This is a genomic window from Corynebacterium sp. UMB10119B, assembly GCF_030228125.1.
Classification (GTDB): domain Bacteria; phylum Actinomycetota; class Actinomycetes; order Mycobacteriales; family Mycobacteriaceae; genus Corynebacterium; species Corynebacterium pseudogenitalium.
Genome location: NZ_JASPBG010000002.1, coordinates 225,291 through 246,499 on the forward strand (window position 1 = coordinate 225,291; position 21,209 = coordinate 246,499).

Sequence of the window (21,209 nt, forward strand, 5' to 3'; positions counted from 1 at the left end):
GCGGGAATGAACTTCGGAGCCGAAGCTATTTGGTAATTTCTTGCTGATTGGTGTCGCGTACTTTGTCGTCGTCACCAAAGAGTCGGAGTACCCAGCGCAGAAGGTTCTTTGGATTCGCGCTGAGGCCGGCCTCCTCCTGGTCAGGCTTTTCCGGAAGAGGGCTCAAGAATTGGGAGGGAGGAGTGCCGAGGGCGACGGCGATGTTATCCATCAGGTGGTCGGCAAGCTTGCGGTTGGCGGCGGTGCCCGCGATCGCGCCGAGCCCCAGAGGCAGCATCTTGCCAATCCATGCTCGGCGGAACCGCTTCGTAAACGACTTCATGGCCACACGAGACAGGATGCCATTGACTTCGGCGAGGCCCGGGCCAGCAAAGCGCGTCAGGACATTTTTCGACGCCAACTCCCTCGGCCGAGCTCGGTCCGCGCCGAGCAACGTGTCAACAATCGCAACGCCCTGGGCGCCCATCATGACCGTGAGCACGCCTGCGCGTCGGCGCTCTTTGTCTTCGATATTGACGTCGCGCAAGTACATGGAAGAGAGGGTGTAAAACGCGGCGAGGTCTAAGAAGACTACCGATTCGCCAGCAACGGCTGCTGCGCCGGTGACGAGCCCTACGCCAGGAACCGCGGCTGCTGCGCCCACGCCTGCACCTGTTGCGGAGACTACGTTTTTAAAATGCTTGTCCATCGTGTGCTGGATTTCCGCAGGACTTTGCTCCGGGTGTTGACGGCGAAGCCAGTTCACGTAAGCCCGAATGGCACCGGACTGAAGATGGACAGCCTTATCTACTGCTGCGATAAACGCTCGGCCTGCTGGGCCTGCTTCCTCCTCGAGGGAGCTTAAGTCTTCAGCACGGGCGTCTTCAATAATTTCGACTACAGTTTCGTCGTCTTCGTGCTTATCTTTGCGGAACTTTTCTAACATGCTGTGTGTTTTTCTCCTTATTAATTATTGGTACGAGCGTTCATCGTACCCGCCTTAGAAACTCCACGAGAATAGACAAAATTCCGGGCTAGGCTAAAAGGCATGCATCTCAACAGCAACAATCCGCAGGAGCACCTCCAGGTGCAGACCACCTCGGGAATCGTTGCTGGCACTATTGATCCACAAACCGGGGTTCGCACTTGGCGCGGGGTACCCTACGGTGCAGATATGGGCGGTGAGAACCGATTTCGGGCCCCACAGCCTGCGCCTTCGTGGTCAGGTGTGCGCACCACAACCAACTATCGGCCACCTGCGATGCAGACGAATTTCGGGTGGAAAGACACAGTAATCGGCACCGAGGACTGCCTACACGCAGACATCGTTCGGCCTGATACGGACGACGTACTCCCCGTCGTCATCTATTTTCATGGTGGATCGTTCGTAAGCGGATCGAGTCATGAGAAAATACTCCAGGGGCACTTTCTGGCTAATGCCACCGATATCGTCTATGTCTCCTTAAACTTTCGCCTCGGGGTGCTTGGGTACTTGGATCTGCGCAGTATCGGCGAGGACTGCGCTGCCAACCCCGCCATTTTGGACCAGATCCTCGCGCTGCAGTGGGTGCACGAAAACATCGCGGCCTTCGGAGGGGACCCGAACAACGTAACCATCATGGGTGAGTCAGCCGGGGCAGCTTCTGTAATCCATATGATGTGCGCTCCGGCGGCTCGGGGGTTGTTTCACCGGGCAATCGCCCAGTCCACTCCGCTTTCTTCCGTTCATACGAAAGCGCAGGCCGCGATGTGGACGTCGACACTTCTTGACGGCATGGGGCTATCGCGACTATCTACCCTCGAGCACCTCCGGGAGGTACCTGCCGAGGAACTGGTTAGAGTGGGTCAGTCCATGCTGTTTACTGGCCGTGAGCTGCGCGAACTAAACTTAAGCTTCATGCCGACGGTCGATGGCACCACGCTGCCAGCTCACCCGCTGGACATGTTCCGCGCCGGGCAACAGGCGTCGGTGCCGTTGATCATCGGGACCAATGCGGATGAGGCCAGCTTTGCAAAGGCTCTGTATCAGCGGACGAAAGCCCGTCAGCGTGCAGCACGCCGCTTGCTCGAGGCATATGACGCGAAGAACGCGACAGCGGTCATCCAGGCGTATAGCGACGTGAGCCAGCGTACGGACTTCGCCGAGTTTCTCGCTGACGCCGTGTTCTGGGGACCGTCGGTGATCGCTGCAGGGGAGCACCGTAAGGTGGCTCCGACTTGGATGTACCGCTTTGAATATGCATCGGCGACAATGCGGCGGCTCGGGTTGGGGGCAATGCACACAGCCGACCTGATGGCGGTGTTTGGCGATCGGGAAGGTACACGCTCATCGAAGATCGACCGATTTGGCTCCACCGTTGCGTTTGAAGCAGTAGTTGAAGTGATGCAGCGCAACTGGGGGTCGTTCTTTCATACTGGCGAACCAGGGCCGAACTGGCCCCGCTACGATTTTCGTGGCGACGACCACCCCGGGCGCGCGACCGCAATCATCAACGAACATCCGTCAATCGTGTACGACCCAAAACGTCACAAACGCCGGGCATGGGAGGCTTTTGACATGCGTAGCTGGCAGGGCCGCGAAGCGTGGATGCGCATCATGGGGCCAGAACAGTAGGCTTGGCATCGTCCGCCGGTGACAACCACGATGAGGAAGAGTAGAGGATTCTTCGTGAGCTTTTTAGAAGACATTGCCGCGGCTCTAGACCGTGAAGGTATTGAGTCTCGTGTGCACGACGACACGATGTTTGTTCCTATCACCCCCGAGATTGAGATCCAGTTCGTTGTTATCGACGAGCAACTGCCAGCGGCGAACGTGTATATCGCGGCTGCTGACGTTGATGAAGACGATGAGGACTTTGAAGCAGCATTGGTCGCAGTTATATTTTCTGCCGAAGATGCTGTGTCCGCTGTCGCTGAGCATATAGCCACTGACGAGGTGGTTACCGTGTTCCGCAGCCTGCTCGAGGCTGCAGATGAACGTATCGCCGGGCTTGAATTCTTTCCGGACGCCGAAAACCATCAACTCGTCTTCGCAGAAGTTGGTACAGAGGCTGAAGTCCACGTGGAGGTCGAAGTTATCGACGCCACAGCCACTGCCCACGTGCAGTTTGTGGTTCCTGGAGACGATGAGGAAGCAGATCCCGAAGAACTTAACTTGGGTAGCTTCACCGACATCGACAGGCTTTTTGATGTCTTGAATCTGGTTGCTGACCAGGCTGAAGACTGGGAGAGTCAGATGCTTCCGCTTGACGACGAACCAGGGCAGTAGCCAACCGGTTACGCTACGTTCAGTCCAGCGAACAGGGATGAAGGAGAGCGGACGGGATCGAAGTGGCCGTCGACTAGCCAGACATACGTTGCCGCGTATGGGTGTGGCAGAAGATGAAGCATGTCCTCCGTCGCGTCGGGGTAGAGCGCGCGCATCCAACCCTCAGCTACCGCGGGGTTGACCGGCGCACCCGACTGGGCGGTGAATCGTGCTTCGATGATGTACGCGGGACGTGCAGACGCTCCGTAACCTTGCACCATCGCCTGAGCCCGCGGGCCGACTCTCCGCCGCGTAAGCGCAAGGTTGATGTGTTGCTTGTCTATGACTCGCGGCAATGCGATGACCGGCGGGCGCCACGAGCCAGTTGGTCGTGCAAGAGAGCGAGGGTGCTTGACTGTGGCGCTGAGGGCTTGGACGGTGTCGTCAAAGCGATGAATAATTTCTTGAGCAATCGTTGATTCGTAGAACATGCTTCGAAGCGTACGAGAGCAGCTAGACATGGAGTAGCGAAATTGGCCATGTATTCGAACAACAGTGCTAATGTTATTGCGTAATGGGACGCGAACGCGAAGAAAGACTAGTGTTGTCGCTGGTATGACGGAACAAACATATAAGGGCGGCGCGTCACCAAAGCTGCCATCAGTGATATGGGTGCTGTGCACCGCAGCGTTTATCATTGCGCTCGGCTACGGGTTCATCGCCCCGGTGTTGCCACAGTTCGCCGCCAGCTTCAACGTGTCCATGGCGGCCGCTGCAGCGGTGATCTCCGCGTTCGCAGCAGCTCGCTTGCTGGGCGCGCCAGGCGCGGGCGCGCTGGTGGATAAGCTCGGATCACGGCCGGTGTACCTCACCGGGCTAAGCATTGTTGCGACTGCAACCTTTGCCGTGGCGTTTGCTCAGGCGTACTGGCATATTTTGGCGTTGCGCTTTATCGCCGGCTTCGGATCCACGATGTTTACGCTCTCCGCACAGGCCTTCATCGTTCGCGTGATTCCTCCTGGCATCCGCGGGCGAGCGAATGCACTTTATGCATCGTCATTCTTGCTTGGCAACATCTTCGGGCCAATCATCGGCGCTGGCCTCAGTTTCCTTGGATACCGAATTCCGTTCGCAGTCTACGGTGTTGGTGTCGCTCTTGCGGCAACTATCGTGTGGGTTGCTACGTCTCGGCAACACAAGCCAGAGGCGCCGAAAATACAGCGGCCGCCAATGCCACTGCGCCGAGCCTGGAAGCAACCCACGTACCGTGCGTTGCTCGCCGTCGCCTTTACAAATGGTTTTGTGAACTTCGGTGCGCGCGTTTCGGTCCTTCCGCTGTTCGCTGCGGCGATATTTGCAAATGGTGGCGCGGCATCCGGACTTGCGTTGACTGCGTTCGCGCTGGGCACGGGCGTCACGCTGCAGTTTTCTGGTCGGCTGGCTGACCGAATCGGACGTCGTCCTTGCATTCTCGCAGGTCTTGCGGTCTCCGCAATATTCACGGGCACACTCGGACTTGCCACGACTGTGTGGGTGCTGTTGCTGGTCTCAGTGTGCGCGGGTGTTGGCGGTGGGCTGATGAGTCCTGCCTCGCAGGCGACGCTAGCTGACATCATCGGCAACGACCGCTCGGGTGGCAAAGTGATTTCTACCTATCAGATGGTGCAGGACTCCGGCCAGATTGCGGCACCGATTGTGATCGGCTTTCTGGCGGAGGTGTTCGGCTTTGCTATCGCGTTTGGCGCCTGCGGAGTAGTTGCTCTGGTCGCTCTATTGCTCTGGGCAATGTACAGTAAGGAATCTCTGCACAGGTCCACTGCGTAAAGGAGCACGGTGCGAATAATTGTTGACTGCATCCCAGGGGTCGAGGACACGCTTGCGTTGGCATATGTCGTTGCTGCGCACCATCGTGGGCAGGCTGAATTGGAGTGCGTGACAACCTCAAGCGGTAGCGCCTCAGCTGCGCAATGTGCCCAGCATGCTGCGTGGGTGCTGGCACGCTGCGGCCTGCCCGCTGTTGCGGTCGCAGCAGGTTGTGACGTGCCAAAACACCAACCGACGCGCGATGCTGGCCTGGGTGACGCCCAAGTCCCAGATCGCTACGTCGCGAATGACTGGGACCTGTTGTGGGCCGACGCGTGCGCACGAGGTACACGGGACCTATGCTTGATTTGCACGGGCCCGTTGACAAACCTCGCCGAGTTTTCACGGCGCTACCCCGAGTACTTCGACGCACTTGAGCACATCGTTGTGTCTGAATCCAGCCTTCTACTCGACCGAGAAGCCTCCGATGTGGTGCTGCAGGACACCCCGGTGGCGATCACCGTTTGTACAGCGCTAGACACGCTAACTCCGGTGGATACGCGAAAGTGCCCTCCGCTGGGGGAAATCGGGGCTGACAGGGTTGGCAGCGGTGCTCTGTTCGCCGCACAAGTCGCGCTAGGTGATATCGAAGCTGATGGACAATGGGCGACACTCGCGCCAGCAGAAAAAGACGATGACCCGAACGCGTTCCTTCTCGACACCACGGGTGTGGACGCAGGGGACGTCGTCAAGCTTTTCGACGCCTGTTGCGCCACCTACGATGCGCTCGCACGCGGCGACGGAGCGCTGGAGACAACAAGGCACCTGCGGGCGGAGGACTAGCGCAAAACAAAGCGCCCACCGGAGTGTGACCAGTGGGCGCTGCGGGAAGGAAAAGCAGAGCTTACGCTTCGGTGAGGCCAGCTTCGACCATCACGCCACGAAGGGTGTTGGCGGAGTGATCGAACTTTTCCTTCTCGCTATCTTCAAGGTGCAGCTCGACAACCTCGCGGACACCGTTGCGGTTGATAACAGCCGGGGTGCCGATGTAGATGTCTTCCTGACCGTACTGGCCTTCAAGGAGAGCAGAGACTGGCAGTACGACGTCCTCGTTCATCAGGATTGCGCGGGTGATGCGGGCAAGGCCAGCACCGATACCGAAGGACGTGGAGCCCTTGGCTTCGATGATCTTGTAGGCGGCATCGCGGGTTGCGACGAACATCTCGTCGATGCGCTCGTAGATCTTCGGATCGGTTTCTGCTTCCTTCTCCAGACGACGACGTAGCGAAACGCCAGCGACGGAGCCGGATGCCACGACAGGCAGCTCGGTGTCGCCGTGCTCACCGATGATGTAGGAGTGGACAGAGCTTGCGGAAACACCGAAGTACTTGCCGAGGTTGCAGCGCCAGCGTGCGGTGTCCAGGATGGTGCCGGAACCCACGACCTGTGCGGAGGAAAGACCGGTCTGCTTCCAGGTGGCGTAGGTCAGGACATCGACAGGGTTGGTTGCAACCAGGTAGATGCCGTTGAAGCCGTTGGCCATCACTTCCTTGTTGATGGACTCGAAGATCTTCACATTGCGGCCCACGAGCTCAAGGCGGGTTTCGCCGTCGCGCTGTGCAACACCTGCACAGTTGACGATGAGCGCTGCGTCGCGGCAGTCCTCGTAGGTGCCGACCGTGATCTTGGTGTTGTGGCCTGAGTACGGCATTGCGTGGTTGAGGTCCTCGACCTCACCCCACGTCTTCTTCTCGTTCAGGTCGATAATTGCGAGGTGGTCGCAAATGCCCTGGTTGAGAATGGCGTATGCGAACGCGACGCCGACATCACCAGCACCGATCAGGACAATCTTGTTGCCTGGTGTGATGTTGTTCGACGGGGTAGACGGATTGGTGATAGTCATGTGATCTCTCCTGAATCCAGTAAAACTATGTTCCGCTACCCATCATTGCAGATTTTCCGCCACAATGGGAATACCAATCGAAATATGTAACCAAGATAACGGAAATAGGCGGGCACAACCGGGCATTGATAGCTTTGGGGTATTAAAAGGGGAGGCGTGGCGCACGATGGAGTGGGTCGGCGCCCGTGGCGATTCGCCAAGTTTGACCTTCGATATCTACTGCAGGACCAACAAAATGCGGTTCAGCTGGAGTTACTCGTACGGCGAGGCTATCGCCATTCTTGCAAATCGGAAGGCAGAGGGCCTCTGCGATAGCTTGGTGGCGCCGGTAGTCCCCAAGGATCAAGATGCCTTCCTCCTGGAGGCGTGACCTTGATCCGCCGTTGTATCGAATGCGCTTCATTGGGTCTTTCTGCTGAGCGACAGTGTAAATGATGCCGCGCGGAATGAGCACCTGCTGGATTGAGCGAAACAACATGTCGAGGCGCTGTTGCCCAGAAGGCAATTCCATAATTTTGGCGACAGTTTCCTCATCCGCATGGAGGAGCACGTTATTCGGGTACGGGTGATCGAACCAGGCCCACGCAATTTTGTTGCGTGCTGCTGCCATGATGGTTCGCTTGCGGTCACGGTTTCCACCTGCGGTGAGGATGTCGTCGGTGATTTTGACGAAGCCTACTCGGAAAGTGGAAGTAACCTCATTTGCGTGGCAGAGCATGGCGTGGTGGCCAACTGCTTCCATCGGGATCATCCAGCCGTAGGGGTTTTTGGAGTATTTACAGTCAACTTCATGGCCGAGGATCTTGAAATCCATCTTGTCGCCGTCCGTGATAGTGCCGTCAAACCCTCGGCGAATGTTAATTTCAACCAACGATCCAATGTGGGCAAGTTCTGTCTTGCTCAGCTGCGCTGGGTCGAACCGGCCCGTGTGCTGGCCGTCATAGGCCTGGTCGAAAGTTTGTCGAAATATTCTTCCCATTGCTTCGCCGTCGGGAAACTCGTTACGGAAGAGCTCGGCGAGTTCATGGGAAAAATCGCCATCAAGGTTGTGTGTCATGGGCAGATCCTATGCGTGCGTTTGAAGCGCCAGTTGTGGGGCCACCTCGGGGGCTTTCGTTACGGCATTGCAGGAAAGTAGTGCGTCCTTGATTGCGGTTCCGATTGCAGCCGCAACCGGTGGCGGAAATGCATTGCCGACTTGGCGCCATTGGGCGGTCTTGCCACCTTGCCAATCCCAATCTTCAGGGAACCCTTGGATAACGCCGCCCATCCGCACAGTAAGGCGGGGAAGGTTGTCCGGGTCATCGACAGGGAAGTCGGGGCCTGGTGCGCTGTCTGCGATCGAAGTTCCTCGGATGCCGAGCTTCTTCCATGCTGCCTTTGCTCGAGTCGGGCCAACGTCTGGTCCACCGTGCTTCTTTGATCCGCCAACGAGCGTCGGTGCTACCGTATCGGCTCGATCTGCCCATGCGTCCGCTCCCGGCCAGCCATTTTCTCCCATTAGGTGGCGAAGTGCGCTACCAACGGATGTGTGATGCATATTCGGGGTCGGCCATTCGAAGTACTCGGCAAACTCGTGTTTCAGGGCTACCAAAATAAACCGTGGGCGCAGTTGGGGGACACCGAAGTCTGCCGATTGAAACAGTGACCAGTAGGTGGTGTAACCCATCCGATCGAGCTCACTGACAATTTCATTGCGGTAGGAATCAAACCGCTTTTGGCCAAGGCCTCGGACGTTCTCCAGCATGACGGCTTTTGGATTGATTTCTCCTACCAGTCGTAGGGCTTGCGGGAACAGATCACGCTCGTCGTCTGCGCCGAGCTGTTTTCCCGCGATGGAAAAGGGCGGACACGGAACGCCACCTGCAAAGAGATCGACCTGATCGCGCCATACGGTGCCGTCGAAGTCATGTACATCCATTTCGTGTACTGGCCACGGATGGGGATGGTCACAGCCGCGATTGGCTCGCAGTGTCTCTGCTGCCCAGTTGTCGATTTCCACCACGGCTAGATGCTGGAAACCTGCTTGCTCGAGCCCAAGTGCTTGGCCTCCAGCGCCAGCGCAGATCTCGATAGAGGTCAACGTGGGCTCGGAAGTAACCGTAGACAGGCGCATCGCGTCTCCTTCTGGCTAAAACTTGGAATGTGTAGGCATAGGATAGCGTGCACAGCAGACAATGGATATTTTTATTCGAAAATATGTGCTACTTCATCTCGTAAGTAACGTGCGCTGCCGCAACTGCCTTTGGGCGCCCGGTGACAAAGTAGAGCACAGTCATGATGACCACGAATGCAACGCCTACGGCGAGCGCCATGTGATACTGCGGCAGCCAGACCATGATGCCGAAGGTGAACAAGATGAATGCGATCGCGAACCACTGGCCATATGGCCAGAACGGTACCGGGAAGCTCAGGTTTTCGCGCTCTGCAACGGACATGTTTCGGCGAGAGGCGACGTGTGCCAGCAGAATCATCAGCCAGACAAACACGGTTGCGAAAGTGGCCAGCGCTGCGATGGTCTCGAAGATGTTCGGGTAGCGTGCGTTGAGGACAACGCCGATGATGAGTACGAGCAACAGGGTAATGGTCGTCATTACTGGGATGTCGCGGATGGTGCGCTTCATGATCTTCGGGGCTAGGCCTTCCTTCGCCAGGCCAGTAAGAACGCGCCCAGTGCCGAACAGGTCTGCATTAATTGCAGAAAGGGCAGCAGTGATGACCACCAAGTTGAGCAGTGCAGCGGCCCAGTTCACGCCAAGTGTGTCAAAGATTTGCACGAATGGGCTTTCTTCGCCGGTCATCGCTCGCCATGGGTTGAGCATCAAAATCACCAGGATGGCCAGCACATAGAACAGTAGGATGCGCAGCGGCACGGTGTTGACAGCCTTCGGGATCGAGCGGTCTGGGTCGTCGGCTTCAGTACCAGCAACGCCGATAATTTCAGTACCGCCGAAAGCGAAAAGTACGAGGATGAACGCGGCGATCATGCCTTCGAGACCGTTCGGGAAGAAGCCGCCATCGTTCCAAAGGTTAGAAATGCCGGTGGTTTCCGGGCTCGTGCCAAGCCCGAACGCGAGGATTGAAGCGCCACCAACGATCATGGCGACAACGGCAACGACCTTGATGAGGGTAAATGCGAACTCCAGCTCACCGAACCAGCGCACGGATGCGAGGTTGGCCGCGCCGATAATCAGAAGCGTTGTGGTAATCCACACCCACGCTGGGGTGTCCGGGAACCAAAACTTCATATAAATGCCAATCGCAGTCAAGTCTGCGAGGCAGACAATCATCATCTCAAAGGCGAACATCCACCCGGTGATGTACCCGCCCAGGCCACCAAGATGCTCCCTGGTGTACACCGCGAAGGACCCGCGAACTGGGTGCTGCACACTCATCTCGCCCAGGGCGCGCAACATGAAGTAAACGACGGCCCCTCCGAGCAGGTACACGAGCAGTACTGACGGCCCGGCGGCTTGGATCGCACCGGCCGAGCCGTAAAAGAGGCCGGTACCGATTGCTGAGCCGAGGGCGATGAAGTGAATATGGCGGTGTGTAAGCCCCTTGGGCTTCGACGAGCGGGAAGTCATGGCAGACATCATAACGTTTAATTACGCTGGTCTGTAAATTATTCACAGGTTTTTCTGTGAGTTCTATCGCCTTCGCAGCCCGCGCTACTTTGCGTTGTCATCACCACGCTTCCGTGGGCGGGCGACGATCAGGGCAACTGCAGCGATGGCGCCTGCTGCGATGAGCAACCAGGTTTGTGAACCTTCGGTGCTGTCGTCGTTAGTTGCTTCGGCGGAGTCATCCGTTGCGGAGATCTGCTCGCGGATCCAGTCTGTCTGCGAAGCAACAGGAGCGAAGGCAACCTTTGGGCTCACGCCCTCTTCGGCGGAGTCTGGGTTGTCGGCCTCCATGAATAGCGACGCGGACGCGATGGCTGCTACTTTGCCCTCGCTAAAGAGTGCGCCGCCGGAATCGCCGGGCTGGGTTGCCGCCCCGTTTTTCATGGTGGCTTCGACGCCGTCCGTGCCTTCGAATAGAATCAACGGGGTCGGGCCGTCGACGGTCGCCTCTGCGTACGGAAGGGTGCGCCCGGCGCCAGAGCCGTCAGAGGACCAGCCGTAGAACTTGGCATCGCTGCCTGCGGCCGGAATGTCGTCGGAAAGCTCGGGGTAGGAGTCAAGACCGAGGTCTTCGCTGGTGTGTAGCAGCGCGATGTCGCCTTTCGGGGTGGTCATCCACTTATCGACGTCAAAAAACTTCTGGTCATCGCCCTGGCCGGTACGCACGGACCCACCGGCTTTTGGAAGGTGGTCCATGCAGTGGCGCGCGGTAATCACCCAATGCGACGCAATTGCGGTGCCGGTGCACACGCCAGTGTCTGGATCGTCGTCGGCGGTGCGGACGGAGACTACTGCGTTGGACTCGGCTGATGGCTCTGCGAACGTATCGGACTGCATTGCAAAAGCAGGTGCTGCCGGGAGTGCCACGAGTGCAACAGCAGTGCAGGAGCTGAGGATACGAGTCGAAGTGTTCAGTTTCATGGTGAAGTATTCCTTTTCTTTATTGCTTGAGAGGAGGGAGATCGGTACGGGTTGCGCGGGCCACGATGGCGCGCATCGCTGCCTCGAGAGGGCCACGAGTAAAGAAACTGCGCCACAGTACAGCGAACGCGAATGCGACTATCACTGTGGCTGCTGCGAAGATCACCCCACTGTGTCCGTTCGCAGTGATGACGTGGACGCAGTACACGGTCAGTGGCATCCGGCCCATGTCGCAACCGAAAGGCACGAACTGCGTGATGATGAGGCACAGTGCCGTGATACCAACCGCGACGGCGCACTCACTGATCACTGAAATGAGTCCCCCGGTGTGCCCATTCGGATCGATCGCGGCGATGAATAGGCCAGCACCTGCCGTGTTGAGGTGCAGCCGAGCCGCAATCACCGCAGGCAGCACCGCCGCCGCGACAATGACTGCGACCCAACGACGCCATGGGTGGTGGAGGATGACACGCCACGACACCATGCCCGCAACCATGAGTGCTGCCCACGAAAAGACCGGGTAGGGGGCACCGAAGACTGCGGCCGGTAGCGCAACAACCGTCCCGAGCGCCGTCGTTGCAGCCGAAGCAAAGAGCAACCCCGTAAGCAGCAGGCCCAAACGCGCAGTTGGCCAGTGGGGAAGCGTCGCTAAGCAGAGGTAGCAGATGCCAAAGACGAGGAGCACAACCTCGATGTCGCCAGCGAACGGCACGAGGAGCGCATGCAGCACAATCAGTAGCGTCCCACGAACATAAAAGCCATGGCGACAGCGCGCGACAGCCTCGCCGCCTACCGCTTGGGCGCGCCGGGCCATCAGTTCCATCGAGATGCCAGCCAGGAACGCGAACGTTGCCGCGGGGAAGCCGTAGAGCAACTGACCCGTGACGCCAGCAGGATGGGTGAGGTGCGCGAAGATCATGGCTGCGAGTGCTACGGCTCGCGCGTAATCAATACCGTGAACTCGCAGGTCCGGTGTGGAAGTCTTTGACATGCTCCTCACGCTATGCAGGGCGATGTTGCGAGAGCGTTAACATTGCGGCCCCGTAAGAAGCCCCAATTAGAATCACAGCAGAATACAAGAACTCCAACGTGGAAGGGGCTGTTGTGGCTGCACCGCCGAAGATTTTGGTCGTTGAGGACGAGACGCTGCTCGCCGATGCGTTAGGCAAAGCACTGCGCCGTGAGGACATGCTCGTTGATGTGCGTTACGACGGCCGCTCCGCGCTCGACCGCCTGGAATCACAACCGATAGATGTGATCGTGCTCGACCGAGATATCCCCGAAGTTCACGGCGACGACGTCTGTGCAACCGTCCGTGAGCTGTACCCAAACACGCGGGTGCTGATGCTCACGGCGTCCGCAACACTTGAGGATCGTCTCGAAGGCTTCGAGATTGGGGCGGACGACTATCTGACTAAGCCGTTCGAGCTGCCCGAGTTGCTGGCTCGCGTCAAAGCCTTGTTGCGACGAGCCGCACCCGAAATAACCTCGACGCTCACTTGCGGCGACGTCATCCTCGATCGTGGCACTCACCAAGTCCGCCGAAGTGGCGCGTCGATTGCGTTGTCGCCGAAAGAGTTCGCGGTGCTTGAAACACTGATGCGAGCACAGGGGCACGTTATTTCCGCGGAGCAGCTCTTAGAAGAGGCATGGGACGCGAACGCGGACCCGTTCTCCAATTCGATTCGGGTCACTATCTCGCACTTGCGGCGCAAGCTGGGGCAGCCTTGGATTGTGCAAACAATGCCCGGCGCTGGCTACTACGTTGCGGAGGAGCCGTACCAATGAGGCTTTCACTTCGTGCGCGTACGTCGTGGTTGTTCGTGGCAACGGTTTTTACCGCAGGGCTGAGCCTGACCGCGGTGGTGTACCTCTATCTGCGCCTGACTCCGGTACCTGTGCAAGCTGTCATCGAGGGCGTCGGGGGCGTTCCCGGCAGTGACGGAGCATTTATTGATGGCTCCGTGCCCATCTCACACGAGGTGCTCAACGTGATGCTCGGCGCCTCGCTCGTCGCGCTGTGCGTGCTGACGGCGCTCGCCGGCGCCATCGGTTGGTTCGTCGCGGGTGTGTTGCTCAAACCCGTACGTACCATCGCGGCGACTGCACGTCTGGTCTCTGCCGGCGATCTTGATCAGCGGTTCGACTACGAAGGCCCCGCTGACGATGTCGCTGACCTCGCGCACGCACTCGACTCGATGCTGGAGTCCCTCGCGCACTCCATCGCGGCACGGCAACGCTTTGCATCAAACGCGTCCCATGAGCTGAAAACCCCGATCGCTACCATTCAGACCATCGCAGATGTCGCGCTACTAGACCCGAATGCACCTGCAGAGGAGCTACGCGACGCCATCCGCGACATCCGCACCGTGAATGCGTCGTCTGCGGAGATGGTCACGTCGCTGCTGAACTTCAGCCAGGCCGAGGCCAAAGTACTCGAGGCGCGCGACATTGACATCTCAGAGCTCATTACCACTGTCGCCTCGAGCGACGAAGGTATCGACGCCACCATCGAGCCAGACATTCACGTCCTCGGCGATGTCGTGCTATTGCGCCACGCGATCCAAAACCTCATCGAGAATGCTCGTATCCACGGCGTGGACGGGACTGTGCAGGTGCGTGTTTGCCGGACTGGATCCGGTGATGGGGTCGAAGTGGGCGTCGTCAATGATGGGGACGTGTTGGACCCTGCCACAGTCAGCCAGCTCGTAGAGCCATTTAGCAGGGCGAATGCGCGCGTTGCTGGTGCGCGTCCGGGGCACGGACTAGGGCTGGCGCTGGTTGATACGATTGCGCGTGCGCACCACGGGGAGTTGGAGCTCGAGGCGCGAAGCGCTGAAGTTGGTGGCGGACTCGTGGCGCGGATGACATTGCCAGTGGCGAATAGGAAAATCACTGCAGGGTGGCGTACTGTGGGGAAACAATGATCACTTCCGAAAACGCCACCGGCGGCGAGAAAGAGCCGGATATGAATGTGTCGGAAAATCAGGAAAACCCGCAGGATGTCGCAGCGGATGCTGCACGTGAGGACACCAGGGATGCGGGAGTTTCTGAGGAAACCGGCGCTGCGCAAGACGCAGCCAATGCCGAAACTAATGAGACTGAGCAGATTTTGAGCCTTGCCGACATCGTCGGTGGCGACGTGGCGGACCTCGCTGGGAGCGAGGCGGACGAGGCCACAGAGGCAGACGAGACCGCTGAAGAGCCAGTGAACGGGTTCGAGAACCTGAATCTGCCTGAAGAAGTCGTGGATGCCGTGAAGAAGGTTGGCTTTGAGCAGCCATCCGCGATTCAGGCTGAAACCATTCCACTGTTGATGGAAGGCCGCGACGTTGTCGGCCTCGCGCAAACGGGTACCGGTAAGACGGCCGCGTTTGCGCTGCCGATCCTTTCGCGGATCAACCGCAAGGAGCGCTACCCGCAGGCACTGATCCTCGCGCCTACACGTGAGCTTGCGCTGCAGGTATCAGACTCCTTCCAGTCGTTTGCAGACCACCTTGGCGGGATCTCCGTGCTTCCGATTTACGGTGGCCAGGCATACGGTATCCAGTTGTCCGGTCTGCGCCGCGGTGCCCAGATCATCGTGGGTACTCCGGGCCGCGTCATCGATCACTTGGAGAAGGGTTCGTTGGACATTTCCAACCTGCGCTTCCTTGTCCTCGATGAGGCAGACGAGATGCTGAACATGGGCTTCCAGGAAGACGTGGAACGCATCTTGGAGGACACACCGGAAGAGAAGCAGGTTGCGCTGTTCTCTGCGACGATGCCGAACGCTATTCGCCGTATCTCGAAGCAGTACCTCGACAACCCGACTGAAGTCACGGTGAAGTCGAAGACGCGCACCAATACGAACATCACCCAGCGTTACCTGTTCACGGCGCACCGCAACAAGCTCGATGCGATCACCCGAATCCTTGAAGTCACTGAGTTTGAGGCAATGATTGTCTTCGTGCGTACGAAGCAGGAGACTGAGGAGCTGGCTGAGAAGTTGCGTGCCCGCGGGTTCTCCGCAGCTGCGATCAACGGTGACATCGCTCAGCAGCAGCGTGAGCGTACCGTTGATCAGCTTCGCGACGGCCGCCTTGACATCCTGGTCGCTACCGATGTCGCTGCTCGTGGCCTGGACGTTGAGCGCATCAGCCACGTGTTGAACTACGACATCCCGAATGACACCGAGTCATACGTGCACCGCATTGGCCGCACCGGGCGTGCAGGCCGTACAGGTGAGGCGATCCTCTTTGTCACTCCACGTGAGCGTCGCATGCTGCGCTCCATTGAGCGCGTAACCAACGCGACCATCGAAGAGATGGATCTGCCGACGGTCGACGAGGTCAACGAGAGCCGCAAGACGAAGTTTATGGACTCCATCACCGAGTCGCTCGAGGCGAGCGAGGTGCAGGTGTTTAGGTCCATGGTCCGCGAATACTCCGCAGCCAACAACGTGCCGATGGACGACATCGCCGCTGCTTTGGCAACGCAGGCTTTGGCGGGTGACGAGTTCCTGATGAAGGAGCCGCCGAAGGACCGTCGCGATCGGCGGGACCGTGATCGGTGGGATCGCGACGACCGCCGTGGCCGCGGGCGTGACCGTGATGACCGTCGTGGAGGCCGCAGCCGCTTCGACCACGATTCGGAGAACTTCGACACCTACCGCCTGGATGTTGGCAAGCGCCAGCATGTTCGCCCGGGTGCAATCGTTGGTGCGCTCGCCAACGAGGGGGGCTTGAGCTCCAAGGACTTTGGTCGCATCACTATCGGTGGGGACTTCACCCTGGTTGAGCTGCCGAAGAACCTGGACAGCGCGGTCCTTGATCGTTTGACGGATACCCGTATTTCCGGTCAGCTGATCAATATTCAGCGTGATCACGGTGCACCTCCGCGCGGACGCGGCGGGCGCGGGCGCGGTGGATACGACCGCGATGATCGCCGCGGTGGACGCGGGCGCGGGCGTGGCGGTTACGACCGCGATGATCGCCGCGGTGGCCGCGGGCGGGGACGTGGCGGTTACGACCGTGACGATCGCCGCGGTGGCCGCGGGCATGACCGCAGCTGGGACTAAGCGCCCTTGATCCTGAGCGCACCTGCTGAGTAATGACTACTCGACGGGTGCGTTTTTCATTGCTTGGTTGTGCAGTAGACTGCACAGGCATGAAGTTGAATCGCCGTTTGCTCACGCTGGGGTGGGCGCTTGCGCTCGGAGTGGGCGTCGTAACGAACTTGCCGACTGCGCAGGCACAGAACCTGCAGCGCGTAGAGCAGGGCGGAGCCGTGATGGTTGAAGGCGGCGGTTACTGCACCGTCGGATTTAATGAACCGTCTCGCAGGCGAAGCCTGGTTGCGGCGCACTGTGGACCGGACGGTGCGCGTGTGCGCATCGTGGACCACAACGCGAGGGTTGCTTCGCCACAGCTCGGCACCCTGTATCGTTCGAAGGCGTACGACGGCCGCCTTGGCAATGACTGGGCCGCTATCCAGTGGGACGCGCCGGTGCAGATCGGTGGCAACCGGTTCTCCGGTGACGCGTGGGTAAACCCAAACACAATCGCCGTCGGTGAGCGCGTGTGCTACTTCGGGCAAACCTCGAACCGGCCGACGGGCGCCCCCACGTGCGGTCGCTTCGGCGGAGCAGAAGGAAATACGTTCTTCGTCGAAGCGCCGATGACCCGTCCCGGCGACTCCGGTGGCCCGCTGTGGATTCCGGGCCGCGGATTTGTTGGCGTTGTTTCTTCGCAGTGGGTTGCACAAAAGGTACCGCTGCTGGGCTCGCGCGACCTGGTCGTTGGCGTGCACGCTACTGATGGGCCTCGCGTCGCTGAGTCACGCTTGTTGGGCCTGTATGCGCAGAACCTCATGATGCCGGCTTCGGGCTCGGCCGTTGGCCCGGCTGCTGATGCGGTTCGTGGCGCTGTGACTGACGGGTTCAGTGCACTCGCAGGGTTCCTACCAGGCGTAGTGAATTACAGCTAGCTCATTAGCATTCCTGCAGAACTGTGCCAGTATAGAAGTATGTTGACAAGGAAATTCATATCTTCGCTGGCCGTCGCAGCATGCTCGACTGCAGTCCTCGTGCCAAGCGCTACCGCGGCACCAATCCAGCCGACCCAGGGTGATGCTATCTATACCGGTAGTGGTCTGTGCACGCTGGGATTTAACGATCATGAAGCTGGTGTCAGTTACACCGCTGCGCACTGTGGACACGATGGGGCTCGTATCGCGTTATACGACAGGAAAACTGATCGTCCCACTACGGAGAGCATCGGGACGCTGCATCTCTCACCTGGATACGATCATTCATTTTCGAATGACTTTGCCTGGATCGAGTGGGACCGGGGCGTGTCGATGGGCGAAAACATCTACTCCGGTGACGCAAAGGCCGACATCACTTCGATCAAGCGTGGCGTGAAAACGTGCTTCCATGGGGAAACATCTCACATGGGCACGAACGACGTTACGTGCGGGAAGTTCCATCGCGCTGCGCGTGGTGGGGGAGGGTTTTCTGCGACGGTGGGCTCACCCCAGTCAGGCGACTCCGGTGGACCGATTTGGGTCGAGGAACAGGACGGGACAAAGAAGTTTGCAGGGGTCTTGTCAGCCGGCCCAGCATTCGGCAACGCAGGTTTCGCCAGCATAAATGGCATCAAGATTAACGGAAAGGATTGGCTGTGGGCCGCCCCGATTGTTGAGGGGAAGAGGGTGAGTCAGTCCGAGGCGTCGGACCTGGTTTTTGGAGCTGCTGGCATAAATGAAGCCGGTCTCTACGACCGGCTGCTGTCCTCTGATAAGAGTTCGGAGCGGGACTCCTCGTCGAAGTCCGAAAGCTCCAGCGATATGACACCGGGTGAGATTGCCGCGATCGTTGTTCCGATCGTGTTGGCGCTGCTTAGCCTGGCGTCGTCGATAAAGTTTTAGTGACTACATAGTTGGTGCTGGCAAAAACATCAGCACCAACACGATGAACCACAAAAGGTTAAAGACACCAGCGAACGCGGAAGCCTTAGCTTTCGACTTTTCAAAGTTCGCGGTGACATCGGCTGGGTCGGCCTCGGCTGGCTCCAGCTCACCGAGTGTACCTACCATCTTGCGCTGGGTCGGGATGACCACGAAAAGCAGCAGTGCCCAGGCGATGACTGCCAACACGATAGAGGTGTGCAGGAAGTAGTTCGTCTTGTACGCAGCCCAGTCGCCGAAGAGGATGGCGACACCGAGCAGCGGAACGAGTGATGACGCGATGCCGTAAGTGCGCGAGATGCGGTACAGGATCGACGCGCGACCGGCAGCGGCCGCATCGCCCGCCTGTGCCTCGGCGGCCTGGCGCGGGAACATCGAGGTGGATACGACGATCGGGCCCAGCAGCAAGATGGCGGCTGCGACGTGAAGGAAAGTTAACAGAGTAGTCATAGGCAACCACTGTACTTGATACGTCCACCATCACCTAGGCGAATTGGTGGTAGGGAACATACCAATTCCAATGAGGTGGGCGGCGACGCCTCGCCATCCCTTGCATGCACGGCGCATTGTGCGAAGGTCATTGGTGGTTACGCGCAGGTCGTACATGTTTGCAACGCGTGCCAGCTGCCGTGCGTATGCGCATTGCTGCGGGATCGATGGAGGCATCCACTCGCTCGGTAGCATGTCTGACTTTTGTTGGTTCGCCTTGCTCGAGGTCACGATGAGGTTGTGGGGGTCATTCGCGAACCGGAGTCGCTGCTCGTCGCTCCAGGCGAAAGCACCCATGTCCCATGCTGCGGAGAGGGGGAAGAGGTGGTCGAGCTCCACATCCTTAGGTCTGATGCGTTCGCGGGTGTACGGATCGATAACGTCAACCGGCTCCCACTGCCGGTGGGGAACGTTGCAATTAGGCTGCTCAAACGCGTACGCCATGGCATGCTCGCGAGTCGTACATCCGGTGGCATGGCGCTGCCAGCCTGGTCCGAAGTTGTCCCGCTCGTAGCCGATGATAGTAACGCGTTGGCGGGTCGTGGGGGCGTCGATACGCGAAAACCCCGTTGGAAACGGGGCGTACGCGATGGTCAGGATAAGTAGCAGAGTGAGGTAAACACGCACGTCTAGTTAGACGCGTGGGAGGCCCCTTCGGTTCCCGCAGTCGCCTTGAGCGCGTCAGCGAACGTTGCGTCCGGAGTGGTGAGCGCAAAGTTCGTCACTGCAAGAGCACGGTCAAACTCGTCTTCGACGCCCTGCTTCGGCTTGGTCAGCAAGGAGACAGCGACAAGCGCGATCGTCGCGAATGCGATACCCGGAACGATTTCGTAGATGATGCCGGACAGCGTGTCGGAGGAGCCCCACACGAAGACCGTGATTGCACCGACGATCATGCCAGCGATGGCGCCCGGGGCGGTGAGACGACGCCAGTACAACGATGCAATTACAACGGGGCCGAAGCTTGCGCCGAAGCCTGCCCACGCGAACGCGACCAGGCCCAGGATCGTGTCCGATGGGTTGATCGCCAGTACCATCGCGACCGCTGCAACCAAGACCACCATCGTGCGCGAAAGCACCAGCAGGGCAGTCTGGCTCGGACGCTGCTTCGTCACGGCCCGATAGATGTCCTCAATAAGCGCGGAGGAGGTGATCAATAGTTGGGAGGACATTGTGGACATAATCGCCGCGAGCACCGCTGTAAGGACGATACCTGCAATGAGTGGGTGGAAGAGGATGCGGGCTAGGTCCAAGAAGATGGTTTCGAAGCCGCTTTGGTCAGTGACACTGTGCGGTGTTTCGGCGAAGAAGACCGTCGATACGAGCGCGGTGAACACCGCACCTGCAAAGCAGATGGTGACCCAGCTGATTCCGGTCCGGCGTGCGCTGGCTGCCTCAGCCGGGGAGCGCAGCGCCATGAAGCGGGTAACAATATGTGGCTGTCCCAGGTAGCCGAAGCCCCACGCCAAGTTGCCGATGATGGTTGCCAACGAGACACCGGCGATCATGTTGAAGTAGTCCGGGTTGCCGGCCTCCCACGGGCCGTAGGCGTTGTGGGAAGCGAACGAGAAGACATCAGAGGGGGTATCGAGCGAGATCAGTGCCATCAGTGGCACCGTGACCAGCGCCAAGAACATCAAGACCCCTTGGACAACGTCGGTATAGCTCACAGCGAGGAAGCCGCCGATGAACGTGTACAGCACAGTAATCGAACCGACGATGAGTACGCCTGTGAGGTAGTCACCGTGGAAAGTGGATTCGAAGTAACGGCCACCCGAGACCATGCCTGACGAAACGTAGAACGTGAAGAAGAAAATAATGATCACGGCGGCGACGAACCGCAGGACGTGTGAGGAGTCACGGGTGCGGTTCTCGAAGAAGGACGGCAAGGTAATCGAGTTATTTGATACTTCCGTATAAGCGCGGAGGCGTGGTGCGACAAACTTCCAGTTCGCCCACGACCCGGCCAAGAGTCCAATAACGATCCACAGCTCGCTCATGCCGGAAACGAACAATGCGCCCGGCAGCCCCATCAGCAGCCAGCCCGACATATCTGATGCGCCCGCGGATAGGCCTGCTACGAATGGGTGCAGTCCACGGTCGCCAAGAACGTAGTCGTCATACTTGCTCGTCTGGATCCACGAATAAAACCCGATGGCAACCATGACACCGAAATACAACACAATGGCAAGGACAAGCCAGAAGCTATCGGCCATGTTTGCCTCCCTAAAGCAATAGAAAAAATAAGCGAGTAGAGTTTTAAAGATTACCGTTAGAACCGTAGTCGATGTAG

The 21,209-nt window shown here is 58.8% G+C and carries 20 protein-coding genes; 9 read left to right on the forward strand and 11 right to left on the reverse strand.

Features of this window, described 5'->3' with window-relative positions; translation table 11 throughout:
• Positions 1–25: 25 nt before the first annotated feature.
• Positions 26–925, reverse strand: a complete 900-nt coding sequence (locus tag QP802_RS03390) for a hypothetical protein (protein WP_256021157.1) — start codon at positions 923–925, stop codon at positions 26–28.
• Between the two features lie 102 nt (positions 926–1,027).
• Between QP802_RS03390 and QP802_RS03395 the strand changes: the two genes are divergently transcribed.
• Entirely contained in the window at positions 1,028–2,593 is a 1,566-nt protein-coding gene (locus tag QP802_RS03395) for a carboxylesterase/lipase family protein (protein ID WP_284817598.1), read from the forward strand.
• A gap of 54 nt (positions 2,594–2,647) precedes the next feature.
• Positions 2,648–3,247, forward strand: a complete 600-nt coding sequence (locus QP802_RS03400) for a hypothetical protein (protein WP_070362667.1) — start codon at positions 2,648–2,650, stop codon at positions 3,245–3,247.
• Positions 3,248–3,255: 8 nt separating this feature from the next.
• On the opposite strand, the gene QP802_RS03405 is transcribed toward QP802_RS03400, so the two are convergent.
• The gene (locus QP802_RS03405; protein ID WP_070362666.1) at positions 3,256–3,717 is read right to left on the reverse strand and encodes a hypothetical protein; all 462 of its coding nucleotides are present in this window, start codon (positions 3,715–3,717) and stop codon (positions 3,256–3,258) included.
• 124 nt (positions 3,718–3,841) lie between these two features.
• Here QP802_RS03405 and QP802_RS03410 point away from each other — a divergent pair, with 124 nt between their 5' ends.
• Together QP802_RS03410 and QP802_RS03415 are read left to right on the forward strand one after the other, a co-directional pair.
• Complete coding sequence (locus QP802_RS03410; protein WP_070479463.1) at positions 3,842–5,050, forward strand: MFS transporter; 1,209 nt, start codon at positions 3,842–3,844, stop codon at positions 5,048–5,050.
• A 9-nt stretch (positions 5,051–5,059) separates the two neighbouring features.
• A complete protein-coding gene (locus tag QP802_RS03415) occupies positions 5,060–5,872 on the forward strand; it encodes a nucleoside hydrolase (protein WP_284817599.1) in 813 nt (270 codons plus the stop codon).
• Positions 5,873–5,933: 61 nt separating this feature from the next.
• Here the strand turns inward: QP802_RS03415 and QP802_RS03420 are convergent, their stop codons facing one another.
• The 6 genes from QP802_RS03420 to QP802_RS03445 all read right to left on the reverse strand — a co-directional run bounded on the left by QP802_RS03420 (position 5,934) and on the right by QP802_RS03445 (position 12,470).
• Entirely contained in the window at positions 5,934–6,932 is a 999-nt protein-coding gene (locus tag QP802_RS03420; protein WP_070362663.1) for an L-lactate dehydrogenase, read from the reverse strand.
• A gap of 142 nt (positions 6,933–7,074) precedes the next feature.
• Positions 7,075–7,989 (reverse strand): NaeI family type II restriction endonuclease, encoded by a 915-nt coding sequence (locus QP802_RS03425; RefSeq protein ID WP_256041825.1) that lies wholly within the window; start codon positions 7,987–7,989, stop codon positions 7,075–7,077.
• Between the two features lie 9 nt (positions 7,990–7,998).
• Positions 7,999–9,048 carry a DNA cytosine methyltransferase gene (locus tag QP802_RS03430; protein WP_284817600.1) on the reverse strand — a complete coding sequence of 350 codons (1,050 nt, stop codon included), beginning with the start codon at positions 9,046–9,048 and terminating at the stop codon, positions 7,999–8,001.
• An 88-nt stretch (positions 9,049–9,136) separates the two neighbouring features.
• A complete protein-coding gene (locus QP802_RS03435; RefSeq protein WP_284817601.1) occupies positions 9,137–10,519 on the reverse strand; it encodes an amino acid permease in 1,383 nt (460 codons plus the stop codon).
• 84 nt (positions 10,520–10,603) lie between these two features.
• The gene (locus QP802_RS03440; protein WP_284817602.1) at positions 10,604–11,479 is read right to left on the reverse strand and encodes a trypsin-like serine protease; all 876 of its coding nucleotides are present in this window, start codon (positions 11,477–11,479) and stop codon (positions 10,604–10,606) included.
• A 19-nt stretch (positions 11,480–11,498) separates the two neighbouring features.
• Complete coding sequence (locus QP802_RS03445) at positions 11,499–12,470, reverse strand: DUF418 domain-containing protein (RefSeq protein ID WP_284817603.1); 972 nt, start codon at positions 12,468–12,470, stop codon at positions 11,499–11,501.
• Positions 12,471–12,583: 113 nt separating this feature from the next.
• Here QP802_RS03445 and QP802_RS03450 point away from each other — a divergent pair, with 113 nt between their 5' ends.
• The 5 genes from QP802_RS03450 (at position 12,584) to QP802_RS03470 (ending at position 18,388) form a co-directional block, all read left to right on the forward strand.
• Positions 12,584–13,267, forward strand: coding sequence for a response regulator transcription factor (locus tag QP802_RS03450; protein WP_284817604.1), 684 nt, complete (start codon positions 12,584–12,586; stop codon positions 13,265–13,267).
• A complete protein-coding gene (locus tag QP802_RS03455) occupies positions 13,264–14,406 on the forward strand; it encodes a HAMP domain-containing sensor histidine kinase (protein WP_284817605.1) in 1,143 nt (380 codons plus the stop codon). The genes QP802_RS03450 and QP802_RS03455 overlap by 4 nt, the downstream gene beginning before the upstream one ends.
• Positions 14,403–16,538: a DEAD/DEAH box helicase gene (locus QP802_RS03460; RefSeq protein ID WP_284817606.1), complete on the forward strand. Its 2,136-nt coding sequence runs from the start codon at positions 14,403–14,405 to the stop codon at positions 16,536–16,538. The genes QP802_RS03455 and QP802_RS03460 overlap by 4 nt, the downstream gene beginning before the upstream one ends.
• A gap of 89 nt (positions 16,539–16,627) precedes the next feature.
• Positions 16,628–17,446 carry a trypsin-like serine protease gene (locus tag QP802_RS03465; RefSeq protein ID WP_070362655.1) on the forward strand — a complete coding sequence of 273 codons (819 nt, stop codon included), beginning with the start codon at positions 16,628–16,630 and terminating at the stop codon, positions 17,444–17,446.
• 39 nt (positions 17,447–17,485) lie between these two features.
• On the forward strand, positions 17,486–18,388 hold the full coding sequence (locus QP802_RS03470) for a trypsin-like serine protease (RefSeq protein WP_284817607.1): 903 nt from the start codon (positions 17,486–17,488) through the stop codon (positions 18,386–18,388).
• Positions 18,389–18,391: 3 nt separating this feature from the next.
• Here QP802_RS03470 and QP802_RS03475 read toward each other — a convergent pair whose 3' ends face one another.
• The 3 genes from QP802_RS03475 to putP are packed head-to-tail and all read right to left on the reverse strand — an operon-like array spanning position 18,392 to position 21,132.
• A complete protein-coding gene (locus QP802_RS03475; protein ID WP_070362653.1) occupies positions 18,392–18,877 on the reverse strand; it encodes a DUF2269 family protein in 486 nt (161 codons plus the stop codon).
• A gap of 30 nt (positions 18,878–18,907) precedes the next feature.
• Positions 18,908–19,543: an HNH endonuclease family protein gene (locus tag QP802_RS03480; protein ID WP_070976274.1), complete on the reverse strand. Its 636-nt coding sequence runs from the start codon at positions 19,541–19,543 to the stop codon at positions 18,908–18,910.
• 2 nt (positions 19,544–19,545) lie between these two features.
• The gene (gene putP, locus QP802_RS03485; protein ID WP_284817608.1) at positions 19,546–21,132 is read right to left on the reverse strand and encodes a sodium/proline symporter PutP; all 1,587 of its coding nucleotides are present in this window, start codon (positions 21,130–21,132) and stop codon (positions 19,546–19,548) included.
• Between the last annotated feature and the right edge of the window lie 77 nt (positions 21,133–21,209).

Excerpts from the sequence above, each read along its gene's own strand:
- QP802_RS03460 (WP_284817606.1), top strand. The coding sequence starts at position 14,403 with ATGATCACTTCCGAAAACGCCACCGGCGGCGAGAAAGAGCCGGATATG.
- QP802_RS03430 (WP_284817600.1), bottom strand. The coding sequence starts at position 9,048 with ATGCGCCTGTCTACGGTTACTTCCGAGCCCACGTTGACCTCTATCGAG.
- QP802_RS03445 (WP_284817603.1), bottom strand. The coding sequence starts at position 12,470 with ATGTCAAAGACTTCCACACCGGACCTGCGAGTTCACGGTATTGATTAC.
- QP802_RS03410 (WP_070479463.1), top strand. The coding sequence starts at position 3,842 with ATGACGGAACAAACATATAAGGGCGGCGCGTCACCAAAGCTGCCATCA.
- putP (WP_284817608.1), bottom strand. The coding sequence starts at position 21,132 with ATGGCCGATAGCTTCTGGCTTGTCCTTGCCATTGTGTTGTATTTCGGT.
- QP802_RS03390 (WP_256021157.1), bottom strand. The coding sequence starts at position 925 with ATGTTAGAAAAGTTCCGCAAAGATAAGCACGAAGACGACGAAACTGTA.
- QP802_RS03465 (WP_070362655.1), top strand. The coding sequence starts at position 16,628 with ATGAAGTTGAATCGCCGTTTGCTCACGCTGGGGTGGGCGCTTGCGCTC.
- QP802_RS03455 (WP_284817605.1), top strand. The coding sequence starts at position 13,264 with ATGAGGCTTTCACTTCGTGCGCGTACGTCGTGGTTGTTCGTGGCAACG.
- QP802_RS03440 (WP_284817602.1), bottom strand. The coding sequence starts at position 11,479 with ATGAAACTGAACACTTCGACTCGTATCCTCAGCTCCTGCACTGCTGTT.
- QP802_RS03420 (WP_070362663.1), bottom strand. The coding sequence starts at position 6,932 with ATGACTATCACCAATCCGTCTACCCCGTCGAACAACATCACACCAGGC.
- QP802_RS03405 (WP_070362666.1), bottom strand. The coding sequence starts at position 3,717 with ATGTTCTACGAATCAACGATTGCTCAAGAAATTATTCATCGCTTTGAC.
- QP802_RS03435 (WP_284817601.1), bottom strand. The coding sequence starts at position 10,519 with ATGACTTCCCGCTCGTCGAAGCCCAAGGGGCTTACACACCGCCATATT.
- QP802_RS03475 (WP_070362653.1), bottom strand. The coding sequence starts at position 18,877 with ATGACTACTCTGTTAACTTTCCTTCACGTCGCAGCCGCCATCTTGCTG.
- QP802_RS03425 (WP_256041825.1), bottom strand. The coding sequence starts at position 7,989 with ATGACACACAACCTTGATGGCGATTTTTCCCATGAACTCGCCGAGCTC.
- QP802_RS03470 (WP_284817607.1), top strand. The coding sequence starts at position 17,486 with ATGTTGACAAGGAAATTCATATCTTCGCTGGCCGTCGCAGCATGCTCG.
- QP802_RS03395 (WP_284817598.1), top strand. The coding sequence starts at position 1,028 with ATGCATCTCAACAGCAACAATCCGCAGGAGCACCTCCAGGTGCAGACC.